The following is a 22,485-nucleotide window of genomic DNA, read 5'->3' on the forward strand; positions in this document are numbered from 1 at the left end:
CTGCATTGCCTGACGGGCAGTGCGGCTCCGGTTTTTTCTTTTATTTGCTGAGGCATAACGTATGGCATGCGGCGAATTCTCCCTGATTGCCCGTTATTTCGACCGTGTCAGAACCTCTCGTCTTGATGTTGAAACCGGCATTGGCGATGACTGTGCACTTCTCAATATTCCCGAAAAACAGACGCTGGCAATCAGCACCGACACCTTAGTGTGCGGCCGTCATTTCTTACCGGATATCGATCCTGCCGATCTGGCGTATAAAGCGCTGGCGGTGAACGTCAGCGATCTGGCGGCGATGGGTGCCGATCCTGCGTGGCTGACGCTGGCTTTGACCCTGCCAGAGGTGGATGAAGCCTGGCTGGAAGCCTTTAGTGATGCGCTGTTTGAGCAGCTTAGCTACTATGATATGCAGCTGATTGGCGGTGATACCACTGCCGGTCCGCTGTCGATGACGCTGGCGATCCACGGCTACGTGCCGCTTGGCCGCGCGCTGAAGCGCTCAGGCGCAAAACCCGGTGACTGGATCTACGTGACCGGTACGCCGGGCGACAGCGCAGCAGGGCTGGCGATCCTTCAGAACCGTTTAACGGTTGAAGATGCTGATGATGCGGCATATCTGGTGAAACGCCATCTGCGGCCAACACCGCGTATCTTGCACGGCCAGGCGCTGCGTGAACGGGCGAGCTCGGCTATCGATCTCTCTGACGGGCTGATCTCGGACCTCGGCCATATTCTGAAGGCCAGCGGTGTCGGCGCGCGCGTTGACCTGGATCTGTTCCCGCTGTCAGAGGAACTGCTTCGTCATGTCGAACCTGAGCAGGCACTGCGCTGGGCGCTGTCCGGTGGCGAAGATTATGAGCTGTGTTTTACCGTTCCGGAGCTGAACCGCGGAACGCTCGACGTGGCATTAGCGCATCTCGGCGCGAAATTTACCTGCATCGGTCAGATCATGCCGGAGAGTGAAGGGTTGAAGTTTGTGAAAGACGGTGAGCCGGTTACGCTGGACTGGAAAGGGTACGATCACTTCGCGTGATGTTGTGCGCTCTGTATTGCCGGGTGGCGGCTCCGCCTTACCCGGCCTACGTGCTTACTTAAATCCTACCACCGGATGCTGCTGATACGGCGTCTCCAGCTCGGCAACCTGCTCCGGCGTCAGCGTGATATCCACCGCATTTAGCAGTTCGTCAAGCTGCTCTTGCCGGGATGTGCCGATAATCGGCGCCGCGACGCCGCGTTTACCCAGCAGCCAGGCCAGCGCCACCTGGGCGCGGGTTGCCCCGGTATCGTCGGCAATTCCGGCTAAGCGTTCGGCAATTAGCGCATCGCTGGCTTCTGTACCGCCATACAGATTTTTTCCCACTTCATCCGATACCAGACGGGCCGTGGTTTCTCCCCACGGACGGGTCAGACGACCGCGCGCCAGCGGGCTCCACGGGATCACCGCCACGCCCTCCTGATGGCACAGCGGCAACATCTCGCGCTCTTCTTCACGATAGATCAAGTTGTAGTGATCCTGCATGGTGACGAAGCGCGCCCAGCCGTGCTGCGCCTGGAGATCCAGCGCCTGAGCAAACTGCGACGCGTGCATAGACGACGCGCCGATGTAGCGTGCTTTACCGGCTTTGACCACGTCGTTCAGCGCTTCAAGCGTCTCCTCGACTGGCGTGTTGTAATCCCAGCGGTGAATTTGCAGCAGGTCTACGTAATCCATGTTCAGGCGTCTGAGGCTGTCATCAATGGAGCGCAGGATCTGTGCGCGAGAAAGGCCCTCAGCCAGGTCGCCTACCGGATAGTAGACCTTGGTGGCGACGACGATGTCATCACGACGGGCAAAATCGCGCAGGGCGCGGCCAACAATCTCCTCGCTGCTGCCGTCGGAGTAGCTGTTGGCGGTGTCAAAGAAGTTAATGCCGCCCTCGATGGCGCGTTTGATAATCGGACGGCTGCTCTCTTCCGGCAGCGTCCAGGCGTGGTTTCCCCGATCGGGTTCGCCAAAGGTCATGCATCCCAGACAAAGTCGGGAAACCTTAAGGTCCGTTTTTCCTAATGTTGTGTATTGCACGGTTCCGCTCCTGCTGTTTAAACACCAGGTTTAAGCATAGCAGGAGCGGAAAAGGGGGAAGGGGTCAGTCCAGCCAGCGGCGGATTTTAGCTTCGATACCGGCAGCGTCCAGGCCAATCGCCGCACGGGCTTCATCCTGGGTACCCTGAGGAATGAAATGATCCGGCAGGCCGAGGTTTAGCACCGGCACGGCTTTACGATTTGCCATCAGCACCTCGTTCACGCCGCTGCCCGCGCCGCCCATAATGGCGTTTTCTTCCAGCGTGACCAGCACGTCATGCGTCTCCGCCATACTCAGGATCAGCGATTCGTCGAGCGGTTTCACAAAGCGCATGTCCACCAGGGTGGCATTCAGCGCTTCAGCCGCTTTCGCCGCCTCTGGCATCAGCGTGCCGAAGTTCAGGATCGCCACTTTTTCACCGCGACGCTTCACCAGACCTTTACCGATCGGCAGTTTTTCCAGCGGCTGGAGCTCAACGCCCACCGCATTGCCGCGCGGGTAGCGAACGGCGCTTGGGCCATCCTGATAGTGGTAGCCGGTAAACAGCATCTGACGACATTCGTTCTCGTCGCTTGGCGTCATGACGACCATGTCCGGAATACAGCGCAGGAACGACAGGTCAAACGCGCCCTGGTGCGTCTGGCCGTCGGCACCGACGATGCCTGCACGATCGATAGCAAACAGCACCGGCAGCTTCTGAATCGCCACGTCGTGGATGACCTGATCGTAGGCGCGCTGCAGGAAGGTGGAATAGATCGCGACAACCGGCTTGTAGCCGCCAATGGCAAGGCCCGCCGCAAACGTCACCGCATGCTGTTCGGCAATGGCAACGTCAAAATACTGGTCAGGGTATTTTCTGGAGAACTCCACCATGCCGGAGCCTTCACGCATGGCCGGGGTGATCGCCATCAGCTTGTTGTCTTTCGCGGCGGTTTCGCACAGCCAGTCGCCGAAGATTTTTGAATAGCTCGGCATGCCGCCGCTGCTTTTTGGCAGACAGCCGCTGGACGGGTCAAATTTCGGTACCGCGTGGAAGGTGATCGGATCTTTTTCCGCCGGTTCGTAGCCACGCCCTTTTTTGGTCATGATGTGCAGGAACTGCGGGCCTTTCAGGTCGCGCATGTTCTTGAGCGTGGTCACCAGACCGAGCACGTCATGGCCGTCAACCGGGCCGATATAGTTAAAGCCCAGCTCTTCAAACAGGGTGCCCGGCACGACCATGCCTTTAATGTGCTCTTCGGTACGCTTGAGCAGCTCTTTGATTGGCGGCACGCCGGAGAAGACTTTCTTGCCGCCTTCACGCAGCGAGGAGTAAAGCTTGCCGGAGAGCAGCTGCGCCAGATGGTTGTTCAGCGCGCCGACGTTCTCGGAAATCGACATTTCGTTATCGTTAAGGATAACCAGCATGTCCGGCTTGATGTCGCCCGCATGGTTCATGGCCTCAAAGGCCATACCGGCGGTGATGGCACCGTCGCCAATCACGCAGACGGTGCGGCGCTGCTTGTTCTCTTTTTCGGCGGCAACGGCAATCCCGATGCCCGCCGAAATGGAGGTAGAGGAGTGGCCGACGCTCAGCACATCGTACTCGCTCTCACCGCGCCACGGGAACGGGTGCAGGCCGCCTTTCTGACGAATGGTGCCAATTTTATCGCGACGTCCGGTCAGAATTTTGTGCGGATAAGCCTGGTGGCCCACGTCCCAGATGAGCTGATCGAACGGCGTGTTATAGACATAGTGCAGCGCCACGGTCAGCTCTACCGTGCCAAGCCCGGAGGCGAAATGGCCGCTGGAGCGGCTAACGCTGTCGAGCAGGTAGCGACGCAGCTCGTCGCACAGCTTCGGCAGGCTCTCTTTCGGCAGCAGACGTAACTCCTGGGTGGAGTCAACTAACGCCAGTGTCGGGTATTTGGCAATATCAAAACTCATCAAAGGCTCATCGAGATATATAGTTTATTTATCACGCTGGATTATATAGTCCGCTAGCGCTTCCAGTGCCGAGGTATCCAGCGATTGCGCGGCCAGTTCATTTAGCGACTGGCGGGCATCGTCAATCAGATCCCGGGCTTTACGTTGGGCTTGCTCAAGGCCCAGCAGGGCGGGGTAGGTACTTTTGCCAAGCTGCTGGTCCGCACCCTGACGTTTACCCAATGTTGCAGTATCGCCCACCACATCCAGAATGTCATCCTGAACCTGGAATGCCAGACCGATACTTTCTGCGTATCTGTCCAGAATCGGCAGGGCTTTGCGCCCTTGTTCACCCGCGCTCAGCGCGCCCAGGCGAACGGCGGAACGGATCAACGCCCCTGTTTTATGGCGATGAATACGCTCCAGCTGTTCCAGATTAACCTGACGTCCTTCAGCTTCAAGATCCAGCGCCTGTCCGCCGCACATGCCGGCTACGCCGCTGGCCATTGCCAGCTCGGAGATCATCGCCAGGCGGTCACGGTCAGCCACTTCCGCCATCGGCGCGTCGCTCAAAATCGAGAACGCCAGCGTTTGCAGGGCATCACCCGCCAGAATGGCATTCGCCTCGCCAAACTTGATATGGCAGGTGGGTTGACCCCGACGTAAATCGTCGTCGTCCATGGCCGGGAGATCGTCGTGGATCAGCGAGTAGGCATGGATGCACTCAACGGCGGCTGCCGGGGCGTCCAGCGTGTTATCGCTGATGCCAAACATATTGCCCGTGGCGTACACCAGGAACGGGCGCAGGCGCTTTCCACCCAAGAGTGCGCCATAGTGCATGGCTTCAACCAGTGGAGTGTTCTGAAAAGGCTGTGGCGCGATAAAACGGCGCAGGGCGTCGTTGGCGCGTACGACACGCGCCTGAAGCTCATTGGCAAAATCCATTTACTCGGCGTCCGGTGTGAAAGGCGTGGTTTTCGCGTCTTCGCTGTCGGAAAGCAGGATCTGCACGCGCTGCTCGGCCTGCTGCAGCTTGACCTGCCCCTGGCGCGCCAGCTGCACGCCACGCTCGAATTCGTTGAGCGCCTCTTCCAGCGGGAGATCGCCGCTCTCAAGGCGGGTAACAATTTGCTCCAGTTCACTCAGCGCAGTTTCGAAACTGGCCGGTGCGTCGTTCTTCTTCGGCATAGTGAATTGACTCTTATATTCTCAGCCCCGACATGGTAACGGACTCAGGGCAATTATCAAATAACGCGCAATGTGCACAGGAGCGGCGCGATGGTGGTATACTTGCGCGCCTGGATGCAGCCACGGGTGTGGGCTGCTGTACTCTTTTCCATTACAAGCCTTAATACGCTTGCCTAAGAAACATTGCCGCCATGAAGTTTATCATTAAATTGTTCCCTGAAATCACCATCAAAAGCCAATCTGTGCGTTTGCGCTTTATTAAAATTCTCACCGGGAACATTCGAAACGTATTAAAGCACTACGACGAAACCCTCGCCGTGGTGCGCCACTGGGACCACGTTGAGGTCCGTGCCAAAGACGAAAACAAACGTCAGGATATTCGCGACGCCCTGACCCGTATTCCGGGTATCCACCATATCCTGGAAGTGGAAGATGTCCCGTTCAGCGATATGCACGACATCTTCGAGAAAGCGCTGGTCCAGTACCGCGACCAGATCGAAGGCAAAACCTTCTGCGTGCGCGTAAAGCGTCGCGGCAAGCACGAGTTCAGCTCCATTGAAGTGGAACGTTACGTCGGCGGCGGTCTGAACCAGCACGTCGAGTCTGCGCGCGTGCGCCTGACCAACCCTGACGTAACCGTCAATCTGGAGATCGAAAACGATCGCCTGCTGCTGGTGAAAGGGCGCTATGAAGGTATCGGCGGCTTCCCGATTGGCACCCAGGAAGACGTATTGTCCCTGATCTCCGGCGGCTTCGACTCCGGCGTCTCCAGCTATATGCTGATGCGCCGCGGCTGCCGCGTACACTACTGCTTCTTCAACCTGGGCGGCGCGGCGCACGAGATCGGCGTTCGTCAGGTCGCGCATTACCTGTGGAACCGCTTCGGCAGCTCCCACCGCGTGCGTTTCGTGGCAATTAATTTCGAACCGGTGGTCGGCGAGATTCTGGAGAAAGTGGACGACGGCCAGATGGGCGTCATCCTGAAGCGCATGATGGTGCGCGCGGCGTCCAAAGTGGCTGAACGCTACGGCGTGCAGGCGCTGGTCACCGGCGAAGCGCTGGGCCAGGTTTCCAGCCAGACGCTGACCAACCTGCGTCTTATCGACAACGTGTCTGATACGCTGATCCTGCGTCCGCTGATCTCTCACGATAAAGAACACATCATCGATCTGGCGCGCGAAATCGGCACCGAAGATTTTGCCCGCACCATGCCGGAATACTGCGGCGTGATCTCAAAAAGCCCAACGGTGAAAGCGGTGAAGGCGAAGATCGAAGCGGAAGAAGAGCACTTCGATTTCAGCATTCTGGAAAAAGTGGTGGCGGAAGCGTCCAACATTGATATCCGCGAGATTGCCCAGCAGACCGAGCAGGAAGTGGTAGAAGTGGAAACCGTGAGCGGTTTCGGCGCTAACGATGCGATTCTGGATATCCGCTCTATTGACGAGCAGGATGACAAGCCGCTGCAGGTTGAAGGCGTCGACGTGGTTTCTCTGCCGTTCTACAAGCTGAGCACGAAGTTTGGCGATCTCGACCAGAGCAAAACGTACCTGCTGTGGTGTGAGCGCGGGGTGATGAGCCGCCTGCAGGCGCTGTATCTGCGCGAGCAGGGCTTTGCGAATGTGAAGGTGTATCGCCCGTAGTTTCTCGCCGGGGAGTGCGGCCTGATGCCCTCACCCCGGCCCTCTCCCACAGGGAGAGGGAGAAAACACCTATTCGTAATAATTATAAATCCCCGCCGGCATCACCAGCGACGATGCCACTTCGTACGCCTTTTCTCGCCCGACCAGCAGGTCAATAATCTTTAAGCCAAAATCAATTGCGGTGCCGGGTCCCTGGCTGGTCAGCAGGTTGACGCGCGGGTCCCAGACGACGCGTTTATCCACCCAATGCTCATCCGGGATCGTATCCTTAAGCCCCAGGAAGCCGGTCATGTTGCCGATAGGGAAGATATCGTGCGGAATCAGCACCGTGCCGGCGGCGGCACAGATAGCGGCGACGATACGGCCGGATAAATGAAACTGACGCACGGTCTCGACCAGCAGCGGGCTGTCGCGAAAACATTCCGCGCCTTTCAGGCCACCGGGCAAAACGATGATATCGTAATCCCCGTCGGCTACCTGCACGAGCGGGGCATCCGCGAGCAGCTTCACGCCGCGCGAGCAGGTAATCGCCAGGCTGCCGTCGCTGGCGACGCTGGCGGTTGTCACCTTAATGCCACCGCGCACCATCAAATCAATGGTGGTGACCGCTTCCATCTCTTCGCTACCAGGGGCGAGGCAGATCAGGGCTGACGCGCTCATATTCACTCTCCTTACGTTTAACCAGGTCATACAGACGGGCGTTTTCCGGCACCGCGATGCCGTGCGCGCGGGCGCGTTTTAGCAGATAACCGGTGATATAGTCGATCTCCGTGTGGCGTAATGCCCGAACGTCCTGCAGCATCGAGGAGATGTTTTCTGCCGTGCTTTCAATAACCTGCTCGACGTAGCAGCGCAAATCGTCCGCCGACGTGTGCAGGCCTTCCCGCTCAACGACCGCCGCGATTTCTGCACACAGCACCGCAACGTCCTGTGGATGATTTTTCAGCTCTCCGTTCGGACAGTTCCACAGCGCCGTCAGCGGATTGATCACGCAGTTTACGGCCAGCTTGCGCCAGAGCTGAGGACGAATATGGTTATGCCAGGCCACGTCCGGCAGCACCTTCTGCAGCACATCGGCCAGATAGCTATAGTCGCCATCCTGCGTTCTGGCGGGTCCAATGTGCGTCACCCCGCTGGCGACATGCACGATGATGTTACCGTCGCGACGGGCAGCGTGCGTGGTCGACGCCATCAGCAGGGGCTGCGGAACGCTTTTCAGCTCGTCAAGGGTCCCCATGCCGTTATGCAGCAGCAGTATGGGCGAAGTGGGGGGGAGCTGGGCGGACAGCGTCTTTACCGCGTCTGAGACCTGCCACGCTTTGAGCGTCACCAGTAAAAGGTCACTTTGCGCCAGGAAATCAGGATCGTTCGCGGTGAGGGATTCGTTAAAGATGCTTCCGTCTTCACCAATCAGGTTTACACTGCAATAGGGCTGGGGCACGCGCAGCCAGCCCTGAACCTCATGTCCGTGCTTGCACAGCGCGGTCAGCCACAGCTGACCAAGGGCTCCACATCCGAGCACTGTAATTTTCATTGTTCCTCCTCACCTGCAACTGCGCCAGGTGTTACAGCTTAATTATACAGCTAAGCTTCTGTTGAGTTATGCCTCGTAGCGGGTATTATGCAACGCAACAAAAGTGAAGGGAGAAGAAAAGATGCCATCTTTCGATATTGTTTCCGAAGTTGATATCCAGGAAGTTCGCAACGGCGTTGAGAACGCAACCCGCGAAGTTGAGTCACGTTTCGATTTTCGTGGCGTTGAGGCGTCGTTTGAGCTGAACGATGCAAATAAGACCATCAAGGTGTTGAGCGAGTCTGATTTCCAGGTAAATCAGCTGCTCGACATTCTGCGCGCCAAGCTGTTAAAGCGCGGCATCGAAGGGACGTCTCTGGATGTACCGGAAGAGTTTGTGCACAGCGGTAAGAACTGGTTTGTTGAAGCTAAGCTGAAGCAGGGCATCGAGAGCGCGGTGCAGAAGAAGATTGTGAAGCTCATCAAAGACAGCAAGCTGAAGGTGCAGGCGCAGATCCAGGGCGAAGAGATTCGCGTCACCGGGAAATCCCGTGATGACCTCCAGTCGGTGATGGCGCTGGTGCGCGGCGGCGATCTGGGGCAGCCGTTCCAGTTTAAAAACTTCCGCGATTAATATAAAAAGCCCGGTTTAACCGGGCTTTTTTTCACGCTTTGAGCGCCTGCTCAACTTCGAAGCGGTTGGTCATTTTACTGTCTATTTTGACGTAAGCGCTGCGCTCTTCGGGGACAATCAGCACTTCTGTCACGCCTTCTTTTGCTTCCAGACGCTGTTTCAGCGCATCGCTAATCTCAACGTCATTCGGGATTTCCACGCGCAGGCTGCTCACGTAGCGCGGCTCTTTCATGGTGCTGGCGACCAGCAGCCAGACTGTCGCCAACAGCGCACCGGCGAGAAACACGGTTTGTGAATCAAACAGGCCGTCCACCCAGCCGCCAAGCGAGCCGCCGATTGCCACGCCGAGAAACTGGCTGGTGGAATAAATGCCCATTGCCGTGCCTTTGTAACCGGCGGGGGACTCTTTGCTGATAAGCGACGGGAGCAACGCTTCCATCAGGTTAAAGGCCAGGAAGAACAGCTGCACGCCGGCAATCAGCTCCCAGAAGTGCGGGCCGGCCCCCCAGAGCACGATCTCGGCAATCAGCAGTATCGCCACGCAGCCCACGAAGACGCGCTTCATTTTGCGCTTCACTTCGGCGTAGATGATGAACGGCACGACGGAGACAAACGAAATCAGCATCGTGACCAGATAGATTTTCCAGTGCTCAGCAGCCGGAAAACCCGCTGCGGCAAGCTGGCCGGGCAGGGCAACAAAGGTCGACATCAGCAGGATGTGCAAACACATAATGCCAAAATTCAGCTTCAGCAGGCGCGGCTCGACGATCACTTTGCTGAAGCAGCCTTTTACCATCCCCGACTCACGGTTGAGGACGTGGTTTTTGCTGTCCGGAACCACCCACAGGGTTAAGGCAATACCGATGGTCGCCAGCACTGCAATCATCCAGAACAGCGCGTGCAGACCCAATGTGTGCGTAATGATGGGGCCCAGCACCATCGCAATCGCAAACGTCACGCCAAAGCTCACGCCGATGAATGCCATCGCTTTAGTGCGGTTCTGCTCGCGGGTTAAGTCTGACAGCAGCGCCATCACCGCAGCGGCAATCGCGCCGGAACCCTGCAGGGCGCGGCCGAGAATAATTCCCCAGATGGAGTGGGAGAGGGCGGCAATGACGCTCCCGAGCATAAAGACCAGCAGCCCACCAACGATCAGCGGCTTTCGGCCCACCCGGTCAGAGAGCAGGCCAAACGGGATCTGGAACACCGCCTGCGCCAGACCGTAGATGCCGATTGCGAGCCCAATCAGCGCCTCGCTGGCCCCCTGCAGCGCCATACCGTACGTGGTCAGAACAGGCAGGACCATAAACATGCCAAGCATCCGTAGCGAGAAGACAGTCCCTAAGCCCCAGGTCGCGCGAAGCTCGCCTGGCGTCATTTTATAATCGTTCATTACCACCTCAGTTCAAAAGCAGGCCATAGTGTAGTGCGGGGAAGGGGCGGGGTAAATAAAGGGTTATTTAACAAATATTACATGCGTTATTAATAAATTCCGTGAATAAAAAAGGGTGCCGAAGCACCCCTTTATTCACCTGTTGTGGCTTACCAGACGTAAGTCAGCAGGTTGTGTGAATCCGGCACCATGAAGTCCACGGACATCATCACGGACAGCGAGGTGATGGCCACAATCGAGAACACAAACAGTTTGCGCGCCCAGACTTTGTCATCTTCCACTTTGTAACCGCGCAGCGCCATACCGAGCCACCAGACGCTCACCGCAGCCGCTACCGCCAGATATTTATATCCAGCGTAACCACCCAGAGAGAGCATCAGCGTTGCCACGGCAAAGGCGATGATGTACAGCGTGATGTGGTTCTTGGCAACCGAAATGCCTTTCACGACCGGCAGAACCGGGATGTTCGCTGCCTGATAATCCTTAAAGCGGAAAATCGCGATGGCATAAGAGTGCGGCATCTGCCACAGGCTAAAGATAGCCAGCAGGATCAGCGCACCGCTGTCGAACTCGTTCGTGACCGCGCAGTAGCCAATCACCGGCGGCGCAGCGCCGGAGAGAGAACCAATCAGCGTGCCGTAGACGGAGTGGCGTTTCATATACAGGCTGTAGACGCCCACATACACCACGAACCCCATCACCCCCAGCCAGCAGGCCAGCGGGTTAGCACCAAACCACAGCAGCATAAAGCCAGCAATACCCAGCAAGGTGGCGTACACCAGCGAGACGGAAGGGGCGATCAGGCCTTTCACCAGCACCCGATTTTTGGTCCTTTCCATCTTCTTGTCGATATCCATGTCGATGTAGTTGTTAAATACACAACCGGACGCAACAACCAGTGACACACCGACCAGCGTGTAGATAAAGAGGGTGTAATCAATGCTGCCCTTAGAGGCCAGCAGGAACCCTCCGATCACGGAGATCAGGTTGCCAAAGATGATGCCTGGTTTCGTTACTTGCAGGTATTGCTTAAACATACTCGCCGCTCTTAGTGAACCATCATGTTGTAGTTGAGGTTCCACATAATCCAGATGGAACCGACTACCAGGATAGCGATGATAATCACGGTAAAGATAAAGGCGGTCATATTCCAGCCTTCATCGGACTTGGTGTTCATGTGCAGGAAGCAAACCAGATGCACCAGAATCTGAATCACCGCGGTCACCAGGATTGCACCCAGAATAACCGGCTTAGACGCAGAACCGCTCATCACCATCCAGAACGGGATCACCGTCAGGATGATCGACAGGATGAAACCTGTCATGTAGGTTTTTACGCTACCGTGGGAAGCGCCATGATCGTTTGAATGACTCATTACATCGCCCCCATCAGATATACAACAGAGAACACACAGATCCACACCACGTCCAGGAAGTGCCAGAACAGGCTCAGGCACATAATACGGGTACGGTTAGTGCTGGTCAGGCCGCGACGGGATACCTGGAACATCAGTACCGCCATCCAGATCAGACCAGAGGTGACGTGCAGACCGTGGGTACCTACCAGCGCGAAGAACGCGGACAGGAAGCCACTGCGATCCGGACCGAAACCTTCCAGAATCAGGTGATGGAATTCATAGATTTCCATCCCGATAAATCCAGCACCAAACAACCAGGTCAACGCCAGCCAGGACACAACCTGGCTCTTGTTGTTTTTGTACATGGCGATAGCCGCCATGCCGTAGGTGATGGAGCTGAATAACAGCAGTGCGGTTTCAACCAGAACGAACGGCAGTTCAAAGATATCCTTGCCAGCCGGGCCGCCCGCCGTGCCGTTCACCAGAACGGCATAGGTCGCGAACAGACAGCAGAACAGAATGCAGTCGCTCATCAGGTAGATCCAGAAACCGAAGACTTTGGTCGGTCCTGTATCGTGGTGCGCATGTTCATGCGCGTGGGCAGTTGAGTGCGCCAGAGTATCAGTTGCCATTTTTCAGCCCCGCTTTAGAAATCTCGTCGAAATGCTGATTTTCCAGCTTCTCAACTTCACGGACTGGTACGTAGTAGTCCACGTCCTCGTCAAAGCTCTTCACAATCCAGCTGATTACGATGCCGGCGAAGCCAACAATCGCCATCCACCAGATGTGCCAGATCATTGCGAAACCAAATACCGTTGCGAAGGCGGCAATCACGATGCCCGCACCGCTGTTTTTCGGCATGTGGATCTCTTCGTAATGAGCAGGTTGCTTGTACGCTTCACCTTTTTCTTTCATTTCCCAGAATGCGTCGCGTTCATGAACCTGCGGCACGATGGCAAAGTTATAGAAAGGCGGTGGAGAAGAGGTTGCCCACTCCAGCGTACGGCCACCCCATGGGTCACCGGTCAGGTCACGGTTCTGGTCGCGGTCGCGAATAGACACGTAGAACTGAATCAGCTGAGACGCGATACCACAGGCAATCAGCACGGCACCGCCCGCTGCAACCATCAGCATTGGGTGGAACTGCGGATCGATCTGCTGGCTCAGACGACGGGTCATACCCATGAAGCCCAGCACGTACAGCGGCATAAATGCCACGAAGAAGCCGATGATCCAGAACCAGAACGCGCGTTTACCCCATTTTTCGTTCAGCGTGAAGCCGAACGCTTTTGGCCACCAGTAGGTTACGCCAGCGAAGCAGCCGAAGACCACGCCACCGATGATAACGTTATGGAAGTGCGCAATCAGGAACAGACTGTTGTGCAGAACGAAGTCAGCACCTGGTACCGCCAGCAGTACGCCGGTCATCCCACCTACGGAGAAGGTCACGATGAAGCCGATGGTCCACAGCATCGCTGAGTGGAACACGATACGGCCCTGGTACATGGTGAACAGCCAGTTGAAGATCTTCACCCCGGTAGGGATGGCGATAATCATAGTGGTGATACCGAAGAAGGCGTTTACGTTCGCGCCCGCACCCATGGTGAAGAAGTGGTGCAGCCAAACGATGAACGACAGAACGGTAATACACACGGTTGCCCACACCAGAGAGGTGTAACCAAACAGACGTTTACGCGAGAAGGTTGCCGCGATTTCGGAGAACACACCGAACACAGGCAGAACCAGAATGTACACTTCCGGGTGACCCCAGGCCCAAATCAGGTTGATGTACATCATCATGTTGCCACCCATATCATTCGTGAAGAAATGGGTGCCCAGGTAGCGGTCCAGGGTCAGCAGCGCGATGGTGACGGTCAGAATTGGGAAGGAGGCAATAATCAGGATGTTGGCGCACAGAGATGCCCAGGTAAATACCGGCATCTTGAACATGGTCATGCCAGGGGCACGCATCTTGATAATGGTCACGAAGAAGTTGATACCGGTCAGGGTAGTACCGACACCGGAGAGCTGAAGCGCCCAAATCCAGTAGTCGACGCCAACGCCCGGACTGTACTCAATTCCTGACAGCGGCGGGTAAGCCAGCCAGCCGGTCTGCGCGAATTCGCCCACACCCAGTGACAGGTTAACCAGAATAACGCCGACAACCGTGAACCAGAAGCTCAGGTTGTTCAGGAACGGGAACGCCACGTCGCGCGCGCCGATTTGCAGCGGAACGACAACGTTCATCAGACCGATAACCAGCGGCATCGCCACGAAGAAGATCATGATAACGCCGTGAGCGGTAAAGATCTGATCGTAGTGGTGCGGCGGCAGGAAGCCGGCTTCACCCGCTGAAGCGAGTGCCTGCTGGCTACGCATCATGATCGCATCCGCAAAGCCACGAATTAACATGACGATACCGACGATGCAGTACATGATACCGAGTTTTTTGTGGTCAACCGAAGTCAGCCACTCGTTCCACAGGTAGCTCCACTTACCGAAGTAAGTGATCAGGGCCAGTAAGGCCGCGCCACCAATGATAATTGCAGCCACCGTAACCACGATAATCGGTTCATGGTAGGGCACTGCATCCAGTGTCAATTTTCCGAACATTTTCTTCCTCGGCCCCTTAGTGAGCGGTTTCCGCGTGGCTCATGTCCATGCCTTCCATACCTTCATGCGCGCTGTGCTCGCCTTCAGGCTGGGTCATGTCCATGCTCTTGCCGTGATCCATAAATTTGCCAATAACGTCTTTGAACAAATCTGGTTTCACATTAGAGAAGTACTCCACCTTGTTGTATTCGCTAGGTGCAGCCACTTTTTCGAACGCCGCCATGTCAGACATGGTGTTTGGAGACTGCTTCGCTTTTTCAACCCACTGGTCGAAAGCGGCACGGTCCGGCGTCGCAATAGCTTTGAACTTCATACCTGAGAAGCCCGGGCCGCTATAGCTGGCGGAGATACCATCATAGGTGCCTGCTTCATTCGCGATCAGGTGCAGATTGGTCTGCATACCGGCCATCGCGTAAATCTGGCTACCCAGACGTGGGATGAAGAAGGAGTTCATTACGGAGTTGGAGGTCACTTTGAACTGAACCGGAGTGTTCGCCGGGAAGGCGATTTCATTCACGGTAGCAATACCCTGCTCTGGATAGATGAAGAACCATTTCCAGTCCATGGAGACCACTTCAATGGTAATAGGTTTCTCATCGTGAACCAGCGGTTTGCTTGGCTCAAGTGCGTGAGTGGTTTTCCAGGTCAGTACGGCAAGGAACAGGATGATCAGAATAGGTACCGTCCAGACCACAGCTTCCACTTTATTGGAGTGTGACCAGTTAGGGCTATACTTCGCATCTTTATTGCTCGCACGATACTTCCAGGCGAAACCAACAGCCATCAAAATGGCAGGAATAACCACAATCAACATCAGGCCAAAAGCCGTCAATATCAGTGAACGTTGTTCCAGTCCAATCTGTCCTTTGGGGTCTAGTAGTGCAGAATCGCAGCCACTGAGTAATACAGTGCCCGCGAATAATGACAACCATCCCAAACTTTTATTGTATTTCCCGAGTCTCATTTAACGACCTCAATTCCACGGAGTCTGGTGGCGTTTAAAGTGTGCGGGCATTTTACGGGAAGGTTACATTACTGTAAACATCATTAGGCCTGTGTCAGGAAGGTGTTACCGGGTTCTGCCGCACGTGTCACAAGTGTTGCAAATTATGTCGGTTCTTATGACCGAAGCCGCATGGCATGGGCTTTATAACGAAAGGACCCCCAAGCATACCCTAAAAGGGGCAATTGGTATAACCATTGTTGAAAATAAACAAAAAATTAACAATTAATTATCAATAAAAAGACATCTAAAAAACGAAAAATCAAACTCTCGCATGCTGAATCGTTTAATGAAAAATAGCGTTTTGGAATGGGAGCCAATAATTTCCAAATCCTATCCCGCACAAAACAACAAATATTTTTTTTGCGGTTGATGGCTATTTCGCCGTTATAATTTCGGTTAGTGATTACAACGGAAAATAACCTTTCGCATTTTTCTTCAGGTCATCTGCGTTTTACGCAAGGCCATGAAATCGAGCAGGCCCCCGGTCAGGATCCCGGCGATAGCCAGCAGGGCGCCTGCGTCCAGCAGAAGGGCTTCGAAGGGGAGTGCCAGTGACGTGCTGGCATTAATAATGAGCACCACCAGCCACAGTGCCAGAGCAAGGCAGCCCACCATTAACAGACGTAACGCAAAACGGTAGGCGCGGTGATATTCGGTGCGCGGCATAAAGTGTTCTGTCCGCTGGGTATATTCCAGCGTCTGGCGACACACCAGCAACAATAAAATCCCCGGCACGGCGGCCACGACAGAAAAGAGATAAAATGTTGGCCAACCGTGGGCTTCCACGAACCAGCCGGCAATCGGGCCAACGTACACGCGGCCTACGGCAGAGAGCGCCGAGAGCAGAGCGAACTGCGTGGCGGAAAATGACTTGTTGCACAGGGTCATCAGCAGGGCGACAAACGCCGCTGTGCCCATACCGGCGCAGAGGTTTTCGAAGAACACCGCCGCGGCCATGCTGATCGTATGTTTATCGGTAATCGACAGCAGCCAGTAGCCTGCGTTAGAGGCGCCCTGAAGGATGCCGAAAATCAGCAGCGCGCGGAACAGCGTCAGGCGCTGCATCAGCACGCCACCGTATAATGCCCCGACAATGGTCGCAAACAGCCCCAGCGTTTTATTCACCACACCCACTTCGCCGGCGTCAAAACCGACACCGCGGATCAGGAAGGTGGTGGTCAGGCTCATGGCAAAGGCATCGCCCAGCTTATAAAGGACGATGAGCAACAGGATCAGCCAGGCGTTGTTGCGGCCAAAGAAGTCACGAAGCGGTTCGGCGACGGCCTGCTCCAGCGAGCGGGGAACCGGGATAACGTCACTCGGTTCGGGCGCCAATAAGGTCGCGATAATGCAGGGGATCAGCAGGGCGGCCATCAGCCAGTACATACCCTGCCAGCCGAGGTAACGGTCGGCAAGCCACAGCGCCAGCCCACCAGAGACCAGCATCCCGAGGCGATAGCCCAGCACGCTGATTGCCGCACCGGCGCCGCGCTCTTCCGCAGGTAACACGTCCGTCTTCCAAGCGTCGAACACGATATCCTGAGAGGCGGAACAGAAGGCAATCACCACCGCAAGCGCCGCCATCCAGCGAAGCTGCGTGGTGGGCTCAAGAAAACCCATCGCCGCAATGGTCAGCAGCAGTAGGATTTGCGTCATCACCAGCCAGCCGCGACGACGCCCGAGGAAAGGCGGCGTGTAGCGATCCATGACCGGAGACCACAGGAACTTAAAGACGTAGGCCTGGCCCACAAGCGAGAAGAAGCCAATGGTTTTCAGATCGATGTTCTCGACCGTCATCCACGCCTGAAGCGTGCCGGAAGTGAGTGCGAGGGGTAAACCCGAGGCAAAGCCGAGGATCAGCAGAATCGCTGATTTCGGTTGCTGGAAAATGCGTAAGTAATGGCTGGACATGTTCTTATAAAACTGACCCGGTGATACACCGGGTCAGCGAGCGGGATTAACGCGCGTTCTGCTTGATGAAGTCGTGAATGCTGGTGTCCTGCGCCATATCGGCGATGGTATCGGTCAGCACGCTATTAACGGCGTTAGCAATGTTCTGGTTGGAGGCCTGGAACGCACCTTCAACAGAGTAGCTGGCGCGGTAGTTTTTGGTCATCTTGTTGCCATTCTTCGCGGTGGCAATGATGGCGATATCCGCTTTGGTCGCGATGTTGTAGCGCACGTTGCCCTGAGACACGTCAGCATACAGGTTGTTCACGATGATCTGCAGATCAACCGCGCCGCTTGGGCCAATCATGTAGCCGCGAGCGGTCATCTGTTTCTCCAGCACTTCCTGGAGCAGGAAGCGCAGGTCGCGGGACGCGGTGAGGGTAACCTGCTGGTTATCGCGGGTCACTTTTGCCAGCGCCTGATCCTGACGCTGATCGGCACCGTTAATGCTCACGGTGACGCCCATCAGGCTTGGGTCCTGCTGAGGCAGGGTGATTTTTGGTGAGACATCAATAGTGGTAGGCGGGGTAGCGCAGCCTGCCAGCATAAAAAGGGCTACCAACGGAAAGAAGAGTTTTTTTAACATTTTCGGGTTCTCAACGAATCGTAAGCATATAAAGAGAAAAATTGCCGCCATCATAACATCGCCAACGGCGAGGGGAAGTGGTCAACGCATGTAAATTCATCGCCTTGTCCGAAAACTGACCAGTTCACCGTTTTTCCCAATCCGTGTATGACAAAACGTATGAGTCTCACAGTGAACTTCATTCGTTTGAATGAGAAAATCAGACGAAAGCTAAATATTTGTTGTCAAGGTGTAATGGAAACGGTAAAAGCGGCTAACATTTAAAGGGATGGGTGACATCCTGGCGTTGTCGGAGGAGTAATTTCATGATGATACGTGAGCATATAGAAGATAAATTAAGGGCGGCGTTCAACCCTGTGTTCCTCGAAGTCGTCGACGAAAGCTATCGTCATAACGTGCCGGCAGGTTCTGAAAGCCACTTCAAAGTGGTTCTGGTTAGCGATCGCTTCACGGGAGAACGTTTCCTGAATCGGCATCGCTTGATCTACAGCACCTTGACGGAAGAACTCTCCACGACCGTACATGCGCTGGCACTGCATACCTATACCATTAAGGAATGGGAAGGCTTGCAGGATACGGTTTTTGCATCACCGCCCTGTCGCGGAGCAGGCACAATCGCCTGATAAATCGGATTTGCAACGGCTGGAGCTTTTCCAGTATGTTGCTTACAGATTTCCTCAAAACGGCCTCCGGGCCGTTTTGTTTTGTCTGAGTTTTGAGCGGATGGTGCGATTTTAAGGCTAAAAATAGCCTTAAAGTGTGAAAAAAGCCGCAGCAACATGCCCCAACCGTTCTCGACTCACCTAAGTGATGCCGCTATAATGCCGCGTCTTATTGAATGTCTTCGGGATGATTCTGGCGACAGGGAATGTGAATCTGCACTAAGAGAGCATCCCGGTATAACAGACAGATTCAGAGTTGACCGAGCACTGTGATTTTTTTGAGGTAACAAGATGCAAGTTTCAGTTGAAACCACTCAAGGCCTTGGCCGCCGTGTAACGATTACTATCGCTGCTGACAGCATCGAAACTGCTGTGAAAAGCGAGCTGGTCAACGTAGCAAAAAAAGTACGTATTGACGGCTTCCGCAAGGGCAAAGTACCAATGAATGTTGTTGCTCAGCGTTATGGCGCTTCCGTGCGTCAGGATGTGCTGGGTGAACTGATGAGCCGTAACTTTATTGATGCGATCATCAAAGAAAAAATCAATCCGGCCGGCGCGCCGAATTACGTTCCAGGCGAATACAAACTGGGCGAAGACTTCACCTACTCCGTAGAGTTCGAAGTGTACCCGGAAGTTGAGCTGAAAGGTCTGGAATCTATCGAAGTTGAAAAACCAGTTGTTTCCGTGACTGACGAAGACGTTGACGGCATGCTGGATACCCTGCGCAAGCAGCAGGCGAACTGGAAAGAGAAAGAAGGCGCTGTTGACGCTGAAGACCGTGTCACCATCGACTTCACCGGTTCTGTAGACGGCGAAGAGTTCGAAGGCGGTAAAGCGTCTGACTTCGTACTGGCAATGGGCCAGGGTCGTATGATCCCAGGCTTCGAAGACGGTATCAAAGGCCACAAGGCTGGCGAAGAGTTCACCATCGACGTGACCTTCCCGGAAGAATACCACGCTGAAAACCTGAAAGGGAAAGCAGCGAAGTTCGCTATCAACCTGAAGAAAGTTGAAGAGCGCGAACTGCCAGAACTGACTGAAGAATTCATCAAGCGTTTCGGCGTGGAAGATGGTTCCGTAGCGGGTCTGCGTACCGAAGTGCGTAAGAACATGGAACGCGAACTGAACGGCGCGGTGCGTAACCGTGTGAAATCTCAGGCGATCGAAGGTCTGGTGAAAGCCAACGACATCGACGTTCCAGCTGCCCTGATCGACAGCGAAATCGACGTTCTGCGCCGTCAGGCTGCACAGCGTTTCGGTGGCAACCAGCAGCAAGCGATGGAACTGCCACGCGAGCTGTTCGAAGAGCAAGCGAAACGCCGCGTAGTTGTTGGCCTGCTGCTGGGTGAAGTGATTCGTACCCACGAGCTGAAAGCTGACGAAGAGCGTGTGAAAGGCCTGATCGAAGAGATGGCTTCTGCATACGAAGATCCATCAGAAGTGATCGAGTTCTACGGTAAGAACAAAGAGCTGATGGACAACATGCGCAACGTCGCCCTGGAAGAGCAGGCTGTTGAAGCGGTACTGGCGAAAGCGAAAGTGTCCGAAAAAGCGACCTCTTTCAACGAACTGATGAACCAGCAGGCGTAATTTCGCCCCAACGGTTTAAAGTTTGAACAAAAACCCGTTGCCTTTTGGTGACGGGTTTTTTTTATCACACCAATAGCCCAGGAAGAGTGCTAAAACGCCCTTTCAGTGTTAGCGTAACAACAAAAGGTTGTTATGCTTGAAATAGGGCACTGTGAACCCCATAAGTACGTAATCACGATGAATGAGACTGGCTGATAATCCGTCCATAAGGTTACAATCAGTACAGCAGGTGTTTTCAATTTAGATCCAGGAGACGGAAATGTCATACAGTGGCGAACGAGATAACTTTGCACCCCATATGGCTCTGGTGCCAATGGTTATTGAACAGACCTCACGTGGTGAGCGATCTTTTGATATCTATTCCCGTCTGCTCAAGGAACGCGTTATCTTTCTGACCGGCCAGGTGGAAGACCACATGGCTAACCTGATCGTGGCGCAGATGCTGTTTCTGGAAGCGGAAAACCCGGAAAAGGACATTTACCTGTACATCAACTCCCCGGGGGGCGTGATTACAGCGGGGATGTCCATTTATGACACCATGCAATTCATCAAGCCAGATGTCAGCACTATCTGTATGGGTCAGGCTGCATCTATGGGCGCGTTCCTGTTAACAGCAGGGGCGAAAGGGAAGCGTTTCTGCTTGCCAAATTCCCGCGTGATGATTCACCAGCCGCTGGGCGGTTACCAGGGGCAGGCGACGGATATCGAAATCCACGCCCGCGAAATTCTGAAAGTAAAAGCGCGCATGAATGAACTTATGGCGCAGCATACGGGTCAACCACTCGAGCAGATCGAGCGCGATACCGAGCGCGATCGCTTCCTCTCTGCACCAGAGGCAGTTGAGTACGGCTTAGTCGACTCCGTGTTGACCCATCGTAATTGATGCCCGCGACGCGAGTGTGCCGCTATACTAAGGTAGGGCGGCACGCTGCTTATTGCAGCTTGCGTCTTAGATTGGCATTTGCGTCGTCATGTGCGGCACAAAGAACTTAAAAAGAGGTTTGGACTCATGACAGATAAACGCAAAGATGGTTCGGGCAAACTGCTGTACTGCTCTTTTTGCGGCAAAAGCCAGCATGAAGTGCGTAAACTGATTGCCGGGCCGTCCGTGTATATCTGCGACGAATGTGTCGATTTATGTAACGACATCATTCGCGAAGAGATTAAAGAAGTCGCACCGCACCGTGAGCGCAGCGCGCTGCCAACGCCGCATGAAATTCGTCATCACCTTGACGACTACGTCATCGGGCAGGAGCAGGCCAAGAAAGTGCTGGCGGTAGCGGTCTATAATCACTACAAACGTCTGCGTAACGGCGACACCAGCAATGGCGTAGAACTGGGTAAAAGTAACATTCTGCTGATCGGCCCAACCGGTTCCGGTAAAACGCTGCTGGCTGAAACCCTGGCGCGTCTGCTTGATGTTCCGTTCACGATGGCGGATGCCACCACCCTGACCGAGGCCGGTTATGTGGGTGAGGATGTTGAAAACATCATCCAGAAACTGCTGCAGAAATGCGATTACGACGTACAGAAAGCCCAGCGCGGGATTGTTTACATCGATGAGATCGACAAGATCTCCCGTAAATCCGACAACCCGTCCATTACCCGTGACGTATCGGGTGAAGGCGTACAGCAGGCACTGCTGAAGCTGATCGAAGGTACGGTTGCCGCTGTTCCGCCACAGGGGGGTCGTAAACATCCTCAGCAGGAGTTCCTGCAGGTTGATACCTCTAAGATCCTGTTCATCTGTGGCGGTGCGTTTGCTGGTCTGGATAAAGTCATCTCCCACCGTGTTGAAACCGGCTCTGGCATTGGTTTTGGCGCAACGGTGAAATCGACGTCGGAAAAACCAAACGAAGGTGAACTGCTGTCTCAGGTTGAACCAGAAGATCTGATCAAATTCGGTCTGATCCCTGAATTCATCGGCCGTCTGCCGGTTGTGGCAACGCTGAATGAGCTGAGTGAAGACGCGCTGATCCAGATCCTGAAAGAGCCAAAAAATGCGCTGACCAAGCAGTATCAGGCGCTGTTCAATCTGGAAGGCGTTGACCTGGAATTCCGCGACGAAGCGCTGGATGCCATTGCCAAGAAAGCGATGATCCGTAAAACCGGTGCCCGTGGCCTGCGTTCTATCGTTGAAGCGGCACTGCTCGACACCATGTACGATCTGCCATCGATGGAAGACGTTGAGAAAGTGGTGATTGACGAGTCCGTCATCAGCGGTCAAACCAAGCCGCTGCTGATTTACGGCAAACCGGAAGCACAGCAGGCATCTGGCGAATAATTCACCAAATCATACAAGCAGTTAATCAAAAAGGGGGGATTTTATCTCCCCTTTACTTTTTCCGTATTCATAGCGTTGAATGTGTGGGAAACATCCCCATA

21 protein-coding genes are annotated in these 22,485 nt (G+C 54.9%); 7 read left to right on the forward strand and 14 right to left on the reverse strand.

The annotated features are described in order from the left end of the window. Positions 1-61 precede the first annotated feature (61 nt). Complete coding sequence (thiL, locus tag DOU50_RS13270) at positions 62-1,033, forward strand: thiamine-phosphate kinase (RefSeq protein ID WP_048992548.1); 972 nt, start codon at positions 62-64, stop codon at positions 1,031-1,033. Positions 1,034-1,087: 54 nt separating this feature from the next. Here thiL and DOU50_RS13275 read toward each other — a convergent pair whose 3' ends face one another. The 4 genes from DOU50_RS13275 to xseB all read right to left on the reverse strand — a co-directional run bounded on the left by DOU50_RS13275 (position 1,088) and on the right by xseB (position 5,156). Continuing rightward, on the reverse strand, positions 1,088-2,062 hold the full coding sequence (locus tag DOU50_RS13275) for an aldo/keto reductase (RefSeq protein ID WP_148769544.1): 975 nt from the start codon (positions 2,060-2,062) through the stop codon (positions 1,088-1,090). A gap of 64 nt (positions 2,063-2,126) precedes the next feature. Then, positions 2,127-3,989 carry a 1-deoxy-D-xylulose-5-phosphate synthase gene (gene dxs, locus DOU50_RS13280; protein ID WP_024906812.1) on the reverse strand — a complete coding sequence of 621 codons (1,863 nt, stop codon included), beginning with the start codon at positions 3,987-3,989 and terminating at the stop codon, positions 2,127-2,129. A 24-nt stretch (positions 3,990-4,013) separates the two neighbouring features. Further along, positions 4,014-4,913, reverse strand: coding sequence for a (2E,6E)-farnesyl diphosphate synthase (ispA, locus tag DOU50_RS13285; protein ID WP_008503332.1), 900 nt, complete (start codon positions 4,911-4,913; stop codon positions 4,014-4,016). Next, the gene (gene xseB, locus DOU50_RS13290; protein ID WP_008503331.1) at positions 4,914-5,156 is read right to left on the reverse strand and encodes an exodeoxyribonuclease VII small subunit; all 243 of its coding nucleotides are present in this window, start codon (positions 5,154-5,156) and stop codon (positions 4,914-4,916) included. It abuts the gene before it with no gap. A 191-nt stretch (positions 5,157-5,347) separates the two neighbouring features. Between xseB and thiI the strand changes: the two genes are divergently transcribed. Continuing rightward, the gene (gene thiI / locus DOU50_RS13295) at positions 5,348-6,796 is read left to right on the forward strand and encodes a tRNA uracil 4-sulfurtransferase ThiI (protein ID WP_024906813.1); all 1,449 of its coding nucleotides are present in this window, start codon (positions 5,348-5,350) and stop codon (positions 6,794-6,796) included. 69 nt (positions 6,797-6,865) lie between these two features. Here thiI and yajL read toward each other — a convergent pair whose 3' ends face one another. Together yajL and panE are read right to left on the reverse strand one after the other, a co-directional pair. Beyond that, positions 6,866-7,456 (reverse strand): protein deglycase YajL, encoded by a 591-nt coding sequence (yajL, locus tag DOU50_RS13300; RefSeq protein ID WP_148769545.1) that lies wholly within the window; start codon positions 7,454-7,456, stop codon positions 6,866-6,868. Then, positions 7,419-8,330 (reverse strand): 2-dehydropantoate 2-reductase, encoded by a 912-nt coding sequence (gene panE, locus DOU50_RS13305; RefSeq protein ID WP_148769546.1) that lies wholly within the window; start codon positions 8,328-8,330, stop codon positions 7,419-7,421. The genes yajL and panE overlap by 38 nt, the downstream gene beginning before the upstream one ends. 121 nt (positions 8,331-8,451) lie before the next feature. Between panE and DOU50_RS13310 the strand changes: the two genes are divergently transcribed. Then, entirely contained in the window at positions 8,452-8,943 is a 492-nt protein-coding gene (locus tag DOU50_RS13310; RefSeq protein WP_023334701.1) for a YajQ family cyclic di-GMP-binding protein, read from the forward strand. Positions 8,944-8,974: 31 nt separating this feature from the next. On the opposite strand, the gene DOU50_RS13315 is transcribed toward DOU50_RS13310, so the two are convergent. From DOU50_RS13315 to DOU50_RS13350, 8 genes are all read right to left on the reverse strand, one after another. Continuing rightward, entirely contained in the window at positions 8,975-10,336 is a 1,362-nt protein-coding gene (locus tag DOU50_RS13315; RefSeq protein WP_148769547.1) for an MFS transporter, read from the reverse strand. A 149-nt stretch (positions 10,337-10,485) separates the two neighbouring features. Continuing rightward, entirely contained in the window at positions 10,486-11,373 is an 888-nt protein-coding gene (cyoE, locus tag DOU50_RS13320; protein ID WP_013095848.1) for a heme o synthase, read from the reverse strand. Positions 11,374-11,384: 11 nt separating this feature from the next. Beyond that, the gene (locus DOU50_RS13325) at positions 11,385-11,711 is read right to left on the reverse strand and encodes a cytochrome o ubiquinol oxidase subunit IV (RefSeq protein WP_006176899.1); all 327 of its coding nucleotides are present in this window, start codon (positions 11,709-11,711) and stop codon (positions 11,385-11,387) included. Then, complete coding sequence (locus tag DOU50_RS13330) at positions 11,711-12,325, reverse strand: cytochrome o ubiquinol oxidase subunit III (protein WP_023334703.1); 615 nt, start codon at positions 12,323-12,325, stop codon at positions 11,711-11,713. Before DOU50_RS13330 ends, DOU50_RS13325 begins: the two co-directional genes overlap by 1 nt. Further along, positions 12,315-14,306 carry a cytochrome o ubiquinol oxidase subunit I gene (gene cyoB / locus DOU50_RS13335; protein ID WP_014168864.1) on the reverse strand — a complete coding sequence of 664 codons (1,992 nt, stop codon included), beginning with the start codon at positions 14,304-14,306 and terminating at the stop codon, positions 12,315-12,317. The genes DOU50_RS13330 and cyoB overlap by 11 nt, the downstream gene beginning before the upstream one ends. A gap of 16 nt (positions 14,307-14,322) precedes the next feature. After that, positions 14,323-15,270 carry a cytochrome o ubiquinol oxidase subunit II gene (cyoA, locus tag DOU50_RS13340; RefSeq protein WP_014882770.1) on the reverse strand — a complete coding sequence of 316 codons (948 nt, stop codon included), beginning with the start codon at positions 15,268-15,270 and terminating at the stop codon, positions 14,323-14,325. 477 nt (positions 15,271-15,747) lie between these two features. Then, entirely contained in the window at positions 15,748-17,223 is a 1,476-nt protein-coding gene (gene ampG / locus DOU50_RS13345) for a muropeptide MFS transporter AmpG (protein WP_148769548.1), read from the reverse strand. 46 nt (positions 17,224-17,269) lie between these two features. Then, entirely contained in the window at positions 17,270-17,848 is a 579-nt protein-coding gene (locus DOU50_RS13350) for a lipoprotein (protein ID WP_023310568.1), read from the reverse strand. Positions 17,849-18,153: 305 nt separating this feature from the next. Between DOU50_RS13350 and bolA the strand changes: the two genes are divergently transcribed. The 4 genes from bolA to clpX all read left to right on the forward strand — a co-directional run bounded on the left by bolA (position 18,154) and on the right by clpX (position 22,384). Then, on the forward strand, positions 18,154-18,471 hold the full coding sequence (bolA, locus tag DOU50_RS13355; RefSeq protein WP_021241655.1) for a transcriptional regulator BolA: 318 nt from the start codon (positions 18,154-18,156) through the stop codon (positions 18,469-18,471). A gap of 330 nt (positions 18,472-18,801) precedes the next feature. Then, a complete protein-coding gene (tig, locus tag DOU50_RS13365) occupies positions 18,802-20,100 on the forward strand; it encodes a trigger factor (RefSeq protein WP_024906818.1) in 1,299 nt (432 codons plus the stop codon). 259 nt (positions 20,101-20,359) lie between these two features. Further along, positions 20,360-20,983, forward strand: a complete 624-nt coding sequence (gene clpP, locus DOU50_RS13370) for an ATP-dependent Clp endopeptidase proteolytic subunit ClpP (protein ID WP_010428105.1) — start codon at positions 20,360-20,362, stop codon at positions 20,981-20,983. Positions 20,984-21,109: 126 nt separating this feature from the next. After that, positions 21,110-22,384 (forward strand): ATP-dependent protease ATP-binding subunit ClpX, encoded by a 1,275-nt coding sequence (gene clpX, locus DOU50_RS13375; protein ID WP_024906819.1) that lies wholly within the window; start codon positions 21,110-21,112, stop codon positions 22,382-22,384. Positions 22,385-22,485: the final 101 nt, after the last annotated feature.

The sequence above is a fragment of the Enterobacter sp. C6 genome, from assembly GCF_008122455.1.
Lineage (GTDB): Bacteria > Pseudomonadota > Gammaproteobacteria > Enterobacterales > Enterobacteriaceae > Enterobacter > Enterobacter pseudoroggenkampii.